General features: G+C 75.2%; 7 protein-coding genes. 2 read left to right on the forward strand and 5 right to left on the reverse strand.

Annotation, left to right across the window (positions count from 1 at the left end; all coding sequences use genetic code 11):
* Positions 1 to 118: 118 nt before the first annotated feature.
* The 5 genes from ACFVHV_RS42525 to ACFVHV_RS42545 all read right to left on the reverse strand — a co-directional run bounded on the left by ACFVHV_RS42525 (position 119) and on the right by ACFVHV_RS42545 (position 5,575).
* Complete coding sequence (locus ACFVHV_RS42525; protein ID WP_380359062.1) at positions 119 to 2,128, reverse strand: NHL repeat-containing protein; 2,010 nt, start codon at positions 2,126 to 2,128, stop codon at positions 119 to 121.
* A gap of 164 nt (positions 2,129 to 2,292) precedes the next feature.
* The gene (locus tag ACFVHV_RS42530; RefSeq protein ID WP_380359064.1) at positions 2,293 to 3,129 is read right to left on the reverse strand and encodes an aldo/keto reductase; all 837 of its coding nucleotides are present in this window, start codon (positions 3,127 to 3,129) and stop codon (positions 2,293 to 2,295) included.
* 62 nt (positions 3,130 to 3,191) lie between these two features.
* Positions 3,192 to 3,617: a heme-binding protein gene (locus ACFVHV_RS42535; RefSeq protein WP_359910797.1), complete on the reverse strand. Its 426-nt coding sequence runs from the start codon at positions 3,615 to 3,617 to the stop codon at positions 3,192 to 3,194.
* Between the two features lie 29 nt (positions 3,618 to 3,646).
* Complete coding sequence (locus ACFVHV_RS42540) at positions 3,647 to 4,849, reverse strand: MFS transporter (protein ID WP_380359066.1); 1,203 nt, start codon at positions 4,847 to 4,849, stop codon at positions 3,647 to 3,649.
* Positions 4,850 to 5,107: 258 nt separating this feature from the next.
* Complete coding sequence (locus tag ACFVHV_RS42545) at positions 5,108 to 5,575, reverse strand: MarR family winged helix-turn-helix transcriptional regulator (protein ID WP_380359069.1); 468 nt, start codon at positions 5,573 to 5,575, stop codon at positions 5,108 to 5,110.
* A gap of 355 nt (positions 5,576 to 5,930) precedes the next feature.
* Between ACFVHV_RS42545 and ACFVHV_RS42550 the strand changes: the two genes are divergently transcribed.
* Complete coding sequence (locus tag ACFVHV_RS42550; RefSeq protein ID WP_359915504.1) at positions 5,931 to 6,521, forward strand: lytic polysaccharide monooxygenase; 591 nt, start codon at positions 5,931 to 5,933, stop codon at positions 6,519 to 6,521.
* A gap of 287 nt (positions 6,522 to 6,808) precedes the next feature.
* Positions 6,809 to 7,906, forward strand: a complete 1,098-nt coding sequence (locus tag ACFVHV_RS42555) for a chemotaxis protein (protein ID WP_359915506.1) — start codon at positions 6,809 to 6,811, stop codon at positions 7,904 to 7,906.
* Positions 7,907 to 8,006 lie beyond the last annotated feature (100 nt).

The following is an 8,006-nucleotide window of genomic DNA, read 5'->3' on the forward strand; positions in this document are numbered from 1 at the left end:
CGCGCCGCCCACGGGTACCGGCGGGTTCTCGCCCCTACGGCCCCGCCCACCGCCGCCATCGCGGGGGTGGCCGCAGCCGCGGGGGCGACGGGGGCCGGTCAGGGCCGGTCAGGGCCGGTCAGGGCCGGCCGGGGCCGCCGAGGTCCGGGGTCGCGACGGGGGCGGCGGCACCGACCAGGAGGACCAGTTCGTGGCCGCCGGGATTGGTCCGCACGGGCACGGTGCGCCAGTTGTTGGCCAGCCACACATTGCCCGACGGGTCGATCCGCAGGCCGGTGTTGCGTTCCAGCCCGTCGCTCGGGTAGCCGGTGTCGGGCGGCGAGATCGGTTGCCCCGTCGTGAAGCCGGGCGGGCAGGCGGCGAGGTCGACGCCGCACAGCCGGGCGACGCGGTGGCCGCCGAAGTTGGCGACCCACACGGTGTCGTCGCCGTCGACGGCCACGCCCCAGGGCAGGAACAGGCCGCCGCCGGTGAAGGGTTCGGGGGCCGGGGTCCCGTCGGACCGGATCAGGGTCACCGAGGCGCCCGGGCGCGCACCGGCGTCGCCCGCCGCGGCGGCGTCCGCGAGGTCGCCCGCGGTGCCGTCGCCGCAGGGCACCGGCAGGATGCCGCTGTTGGAGACCCAGGCGTTGCCCCGGCTGTCGGTGGCGACGCCCAGCGGCCGCCGCAGACCGCCGCCGGTCACGGCCCGCTCCACGGTGCCGTCCGGGGCCAGGACCTGCACGCTGTCGCTGCCGTTCCCGCTCACCCACAGCCGCCCGGCGGGGTCGACGGCGGCACCGAAGGGCTTGTGCAGGGCCGGGGTGGGCACCTCCCGGGCCCGGGTGGCGTCACCGTCGGGGATCCGGGCCACGCTGTCCGCACCGCAGTTGGCCACCCACACGGTGCCCGAGCGGTCGGCGGCCAGGCCCTGCGGCTGGACGATGCCGCCGGCCCGCCAGCCCTCGGGCGGGGAGAGCACGGTGCCGTCCGGCGCGAACTGCGAGACGCTGCGCTCCAGCGGGGTCGGGTCGATCGGGCAACCACTGCCCTGGAAACCGAAGTTGGCGACCCAGGCGGAGCCCCGGGCATCCACGGTGACCCCGAAGCCGGCACCGTACAGGCCGCCGCCGCGGTAGGGGGCACCGGGGGCGTCCCGGCCGGTGGGGGTGAACTTCAGGACGCTCTCGCCGCCGCAGACCGGGACGGCGGGATCGGCGTCGTAGCGGTAGTTGTTGCTGACCCAGGCGTTGCCCTCGGCGTCGAAGGCGATGTTGCCCGGCCCGTCGATCTCCCGCCCGTTGCCGCCGTAGCGCAGGGCCACGGTCCAGGCCTCGGGGGCGGCGGGCAGGGCCGGCCGGTAGCGGGGAGTGGTGTCGGCGAGGGCGAACAGCCCGGCGGCGTTGTGCCCGGGGTCGTGGGCGATGTCCACCGCGGCCCGCAGGGTGTCGCGGGGCCGTTCGCGGCCGGGGCGGCGGGCCAGGTCGAACAGCTGCTCGCAGGCGCCGCCGGTGACGCAGGCGGCGAGCAGGTTGGCGAGCGTGTTGAACTCCGCCATCGTCGAGGTGAGGGCGCCGTTGGGCGGGTCGGCGAGCGTCGCGGCGATGCCGCCGGTACCGGTGTCGGCCAGGTTGTGGGCGATCCCGGCGGCGTTCTGCAGCCCCGGGCGGGGGCCGGCCACGCCCTGCGGGCCGGTGAAACGGGCCAGGGCGTAGGCGACGGCCACCGTGGTGCGCTCGTTGACGACGAGTTCGGGCGGGGCCTGGGCCCCGCTCAGCACGGCGGCCAGCGTCACCGGCCCCTGCGGCGGGCCCTGCCCGTCCCCGCCCCGCGCGCCGGCGGGCCCGGGCAGATCGGCGAGCACGTACAGCACCGCGCGCGGGTCCCCGGGGCGGCGGTAGTCCAGGACGAAGCGCCCGTCCCGCCCGCTGCGGGTGCGGGCCAGCACCCGGGGCGCGGCGCCCGCGCCGTCCCCGGCCCGGTAGAGCGTCACCTCGGCGCCGCCCAGCGGGGCGTCGCCGCTGCGCACCACCCCGCGCTGGCCGTCCGGCTGCCCGCCGTGCGGGGCGGGGGCCGCCGCGTGGGAGGGTCCGGCGGCGAGCTGGGCCAGGAGGGCGGCGGTCAGCAGGACGCCGCGGCGTCGGCGCATGGGGGCTCCGTTCGGCCGTAGGGGGACGACGGCCGCTGGACCGTCGTCCCCCTGCCTGCCACACCGGCGCCCCGCCCGGGCGCATCCGGCCGCGGGACGCGGCGGAAATTGCCCGGTACGGGCGATCCGGTGCGGGGCCCGCGCCCGGTCGGCCGCCGGCGGGGTCAGCTCGCGTTGAACTGGTCCGGGTGCGGGCCGGTGCGCAGGTCGCGGTCGCCGGCGGCGATCGCGGCCATGTCCTGCTCGGTCAGCTCGAAGCCGAAGACGTCGAGGTTCTGCCGGATGCGGGCCGGGGTGACCGACTTGGGGATGGCGATGTTGCCGAGCTGCAGGTGCCAGCGCAGCACGACCTGGGCGGGGGACCTGCCGGTGCGCGCGGCGATCGCGGTGATCGCCGGGTCGTCCAGGACGGCGCCCTGGGCGAGCGGGCTCCAGGCCTCGGTGGCGATGCCGTGCCGGGCGTGGAAGGCGCGCAGCTCGGCCTGCTGGAGGCCGGGGTGCAGCTCGACCTGGTTGACGGCGGGCACCAGCGAGCTGTGGTCCAGCAGGCGCTGGAGGTGGGCGGGCTGGAAGTTGGACACGCCGGCGGCGCGGATGCGGCCCTCCTCGGCGAGGCGCTCCAGGGCGCGCCAGGAGTCGGGGTAGAGGTCGCGGGCCGGGGTGGGCCAGTGGATCAGGTAGAGGTCGACGTGGTCCAGGCCGAGCTTGGCGAGGCTGGCGTCGAAGGCACGCAGGGTGGCGTCGTGGCCCTGGTCGGCGTTCCACAGCTTGGTGGTGACGAACAGGTCCTCGCGGGCCACGCCGGAGGCGGCCAGGGCGCGGCCGACGCCGGTCTCGTTGCCGTAGACGGCGGCGGTGTCGATGCTGCGGTAGCCGGCCTCCAGGGCGGAGGCGACGGCGGCGGTGGTCTGCTCGTCGGGGACCTGGAAGACGCCGAAGCCGAGCTGGGGGATCTCGACGCCGTTGTTCAGCTTCACGGTGGGGATGTCGGGGGTGGTCATGCGCTGTCTCCTTGGGGCGGTGCGGTCGGTGGGGGCGGAGCGGAGGGGCCGGGCGGCGGTGCTCACCGGGCGAGTCGGTCGAGTGCGGCGGCGGCGAAGGAGTGGTCCTGCTCGGGGGCGCCGCCGCCGACGCCGATGGCGCCGATCGGCCGGCCGTCGCGGTGGACGGGGATGCCGCCGGCGATGAACAGCAGCGGGCGGTCCAGCGCGGTGGGCAGGGAGTGGAACGGCCCGTCGGGCTTGACCAGGTCGACCAGGTCGGCGGTCGGGGCGTTCAGCTGGAGGGCGGTGTAGGCCTTGCGGGTGCTGGTCTCGCCGGAGATCAGCACGGCGCGGTCGTCGCGGCGGAAGGCGAGCAGGTGGCCGCCCGCGTCCAGGACGGTGACGCTGACGGTCACGCCCGCGGCCTCGGCGGCGGTCCGGGCGGCGTCGACGAGGAGTTCGGCGTCGGCGGTGGTGAGCGGGGCGACGGCGGTGGTGGTACTCATGAGGTCTTCTCCGGGGTGGGGGAGCGGGGTCAGTGGTGGGCGGGGACGGGGGCGGCGGCGGGGACGGCGGCCGCGGTCACCCGCCCGGGGGTGCGGCGCTCCAGGGCGGCGGACCAGAAGGCCAGCAGCAGGGCCGCGCCGGCGAGGACGGCGCCGACCCAGTTCGGGGCGGTGTAGCCGAGACCGGCGGTGATGACCATGCCGCCGAGCCAGGCGGCCAGCGCGTTGCCGAGGTTGAAGGCGCCGATGTTGACGGCGGAGGCCAGGGTGGGGGCGCCGTGGGCCTGGTCCAGGACCCGCTTCTGGAGCGGGGGGACGGTGGCGAAGCCGAGGGCCCCGACCAGCAGGACGGTGACGGCGGCGGCGACCTTGTTGTGGGCGGTGAGGGTGAACAGCGCCAGCACCACGGCGAGCCCGCCGAGGGTGGTGTAGAGCATCGGCATCAGCTTGCGGTCGGCGTAGCGCCCGCCCAGCAGGTTGCCGAGGAACATGCCGACGCCGAACAGCACCAGCAGCCAGGTGACGGAGCCCTCGGCGTAGCCGGTGACGTTGGTCATCATCGGGGCGATGTAGGTGATCGCGGCGAAGACGCCGCCGAAGCCGAGTACGGTCATCGCCATCGCGAGCAGCACCTGCGGGTTGCGGAAGGCGGTGAGCTCGCGGCGCAGGTGGGCGCCCTCGGCGCGGGGCATGGCGGGTACGAGCCGGGCGATGCCGAGCAGGCCGAGCACGCCGAGCGCGGCGACGCCGGCGAAGGTGGCGCGCCAGCCGACGGCCTGGCCGATGAAGGTGCCCAGCGGCACGCCGACGATGTTGGCGACGGTCAGCCCGGTGAACATGGTGGCGATGGCGCCGGCCTTCTTCTGCGGGGCGACCAGGTCGGCGGCGACGACGGAGCCGATGCCGAAGAAGGCGCCGTGGGCGAGTGAGGTGACGATGCGCCCGGCCAGCATCACGGGGAAGGACGGGGCGAACGCGGAGAGCAGGTTCCCGGCCGTGAACAGGCCCATCAGCAGCATGAGCATGGTCTTGCGGCCGATCCGGGTACCGAGGGCGGTCATCAGCGGGGCGCCGACGACCACGCCGAGGGCGTAGCCGGTGACCAGCAGGCCCGCGCTGGGGATGGAGACGCCGTAGTCGCCGGCGATCCGGGGCAGGAGGCCCATGATCACGAACTCGGTGGTCCCGATCCCGAATGCGCCGATGGCCAGGGCGATGAGAGCGAGAGGCATGGGCCCGAACCCTTCTGTGATTGCTTGAGCTAGCGCCTTGCGTGCTTAAACAATAGTTGCAGACGCGCGATAAGTGCAAGCGAGGGTATGGGGCATTCGCCATAGGTTGCACGCGGCGCAGGTTGCATGCGCCATGGGTTGCATGCGCAACGGGGTGGGGTGGGCGGGAAACGCGACCGGGCCCGGCCCGTCCGAACCGTGGGTGCGGTTCGGACGGGCCGGGCCCGGGGGGAGCGGCGGGTGCGGGGCCGGCCGGGGTCAGCGGGCGGGCGAGGCGGCGTCCACGGCCTCGACCGCGCGGACCAGCGAGGTCAGCTCGGGGTTGCGGGCGGCCTCGTCGAGCGCCTCGCGCAGGGCGGCGTCGTTGGTCGGCCGGGCCCGCTCCAGGAGCTTCAGCCCGTCCTCGCTCACGTTGGTGTAGATGCCGCGGCGGTCGGTCGGGCACAGGTAGCGCGCCAGCAGGCCGCGGTCCTCCAGTCGGGTGACCAGGCGGGTGGTGGCGCTCTGGCTGAGCACGACCGCGTCGGCGACCTGCTTCATCTGCAGGTGCCCGCCCTCGTCGTCGTGCTGGCGGCTGAGCACGTCGAGCAGCGAGTACTCGCGCACGCTCAGGTCGTGCTCGGCCTGCAGGGCGCGTTCGATGTGGGACTCGATCCGGCCGTGCAGGAGGGACAGGGCGTTCCAGCCGCTGGCGAGGGCGGTGAGCGCGGGGTCCGTGGCGGTCATGGGGCCTGGCCTCCTTGCAGATGTGGCTGGGTCCAGGATAAGCCATGAACTGAAATATCGGCTAGGGCTTGTATAGCGCTTGTGCAAATAATCTTCCAAGAGTGGGCCCCGCGCGGGCCCGGGCGGGTCCGAGTGGGGTGCCGGGTGCGAGACGTCGGGCGGTGCCCAGTGTTCGCAAGGCTTTGGCGTAAATGGTTCAGACCATTGACGCGAGGGGAAGGCAGCTCCTACGGTGTCGGGCAACCGGTCTGGCGCGGGCATGCCATGTCTCGGGCAGGCCGCCGTGCGCACCCCCACGCGCACGCGCACGCCCCGCGCCGGGCGCACACTCCATCCACCCCCACGGAGGAGCACCATGCGCAAGCGCCATCTGATCGCCGCCGCCGCGGCCGCGATCGCCCTGCCGATCGCGGCGGCCCTGCCGGCCCAGTCGCACGGCTTCATCAACCTGCCGCCGAGCCGTTCCGCGCTCTGCGGCGCCAACGCCGTCCCGTGGGACTGCGGCGACATCCAGTGGGAGCCGCAGAGCGTCGAGGGCCCCAAGGGCTTCCCGGGCCGCGGCCCGGCGGACGGCACCATCTGCGCCGGCGGGGACGCCCGCTGGGCCCCGCTGGACAACCCCCGCGGCGGCGCCTGGCCGACCACCAGGGTGACGGCGGGCCAGCAGCTCACCTTCACCTGGGAGATCGAGGCCCGGCACTCCACCACGAACTTCAAGTACTACCTGACCAAGCCCGGCTACAGCGCGAGCCAGCCGATCACCCGGTCCGCCCTGGACCTGACCCCGTTCCTGACCGTCCCCTACAACGGCCGCCAGCCCGCCGCCACCACCACCCACACCGGGACCCTGCCCACCGGCCGCACCGGCCACCAGGTGATCGTCGCCGTCTGGGAGATCGCCGACACCGGCAACGCCTTCTACTCCTGCACCGACGTCCAGTTCTGACCGCCCCCGGGCCGTCCCGACGGCCCTGACCGGTCGCGTCGCACCGGGCCCGACCGGGCCCCACCGCTCCCGACCGCGTCCCGCCGACGCCGCCGCCCGACTCCGGACGGCGTCGGCGGGCCGCCCGACCGCACCGAAGCCCCCGCCCGACCGCACCGCCAGACCCCCGCCCGGGCCGTGCTCGCGCGCCGCAGAAGCCGCAAATAGGTACATTGACGACATTTGGCAGCAGTGCCAGGCTTCGCGCGTCCACGAAAGAAGGCCGACCGCCTTCGGAAAGGGTCTCCATGCGCCCCGACCTCAGCCCCGCCGTCCTCGCCGAGCTGCGCCGGCCGCGGCCCTATCCGGTGGTGTCGATCCTGATGCCCACGCACCGCCGGGAGCCGGACAACACCCAGGACCCGGTCCGGCTGCGCAACCTGCTGGCCGAGGCGAAGGAGCGCGTCCAGGCGGACCCGGAGGTCTCCCGCGCCGACCGGATCGACGTGCTGGAACAGCTCGACCGGGCCCACACGGAGGTCGACCTGGTGCACGCCGAGGACGGCCTGGCGATCTTCGCCGCCCCCGGCGAGCACCAGGTCTGGTCACTCGGGCGCACCGCCCCCGCCCGGGTGGTCCTGTCCGACACCTTCCTCACCCGCAACCTGGTCGCCGCGCACGCCGCCGAGCGCCCGTTCTGGGTGCTCGCGGTCGCCGCCGACAAGGTGGTGCTCTGGGGCGGCACCGAGGAGCGGGTCGCCGAGGAGAAGGGCCGCGGCTTCCCGCTGGTGCGCGTCTTCGACAACCCCGACCCCGAACGCCAGGAGCAGATCGGCGACACGCCCAGCACCTTCCGCGACGAGGCGACCAAGACCTTCCTGCGCCAGGCCGACACCGAGGTCGGCAAGCTGCTGGCCGCCGCCCCCCGCCCGCTGTACGTGGTCGGGGAGGCCGCCGCGCTCGCCCTGCTGGACGCCGTCGGCCCGATCGCCAAGGAGTCCACCGCGCAGCTCCCGCACGGCGGCCTGGCCCAGGCCGACGCCGAGACCGTCCGCAAGGTGGTCGAACCCGCCGTGCGCGCCCACGCCGACCAGGAGGTCGCCGAGCACCTCGCCCAGCTCGACAAGGCCCGCGGCGCCCAGCAGTTCGCGGCCGGCCTGGACGAGGTCTGGCGGACCGTCGGCGAGGGCCGGGTCGCCCGCCTGGTGGTCGAGGAGAACTACCGCGCCACCGTGCGCGACGAGGGCGAGCACCTCGTGCCCGCCGAGGCCGACCAGCCCGGCGCCCGCGAGGACATCGTCGACGAGGTGATCGAGCGCACCCTGGACACCGGCGGCCAGGTCGGCTTCGTCCCCGACGGCACCCTCGCCGACAGCGACCGGATCGCCGCCGTCCTGCGCTACTGACCCGCCCTCGACCGCGGCCGCGGCCGCCCCTCCCGTAGGCCCGGCGGGCGGCCCCGGCGCATCGGAGGCAGCCCCACCCCGCGCACAGGGCGCCCCGCCG

This window comes from Kitasatospora sp. NPDC127116, assembly GCF_042677365.1.
Lineage (GTDB): Bacteria > Actinomycetota > Actinomycetes > Streptomycetales > Streptomycetaceae > Kitasatospora > Kitasatospora lactacystinica.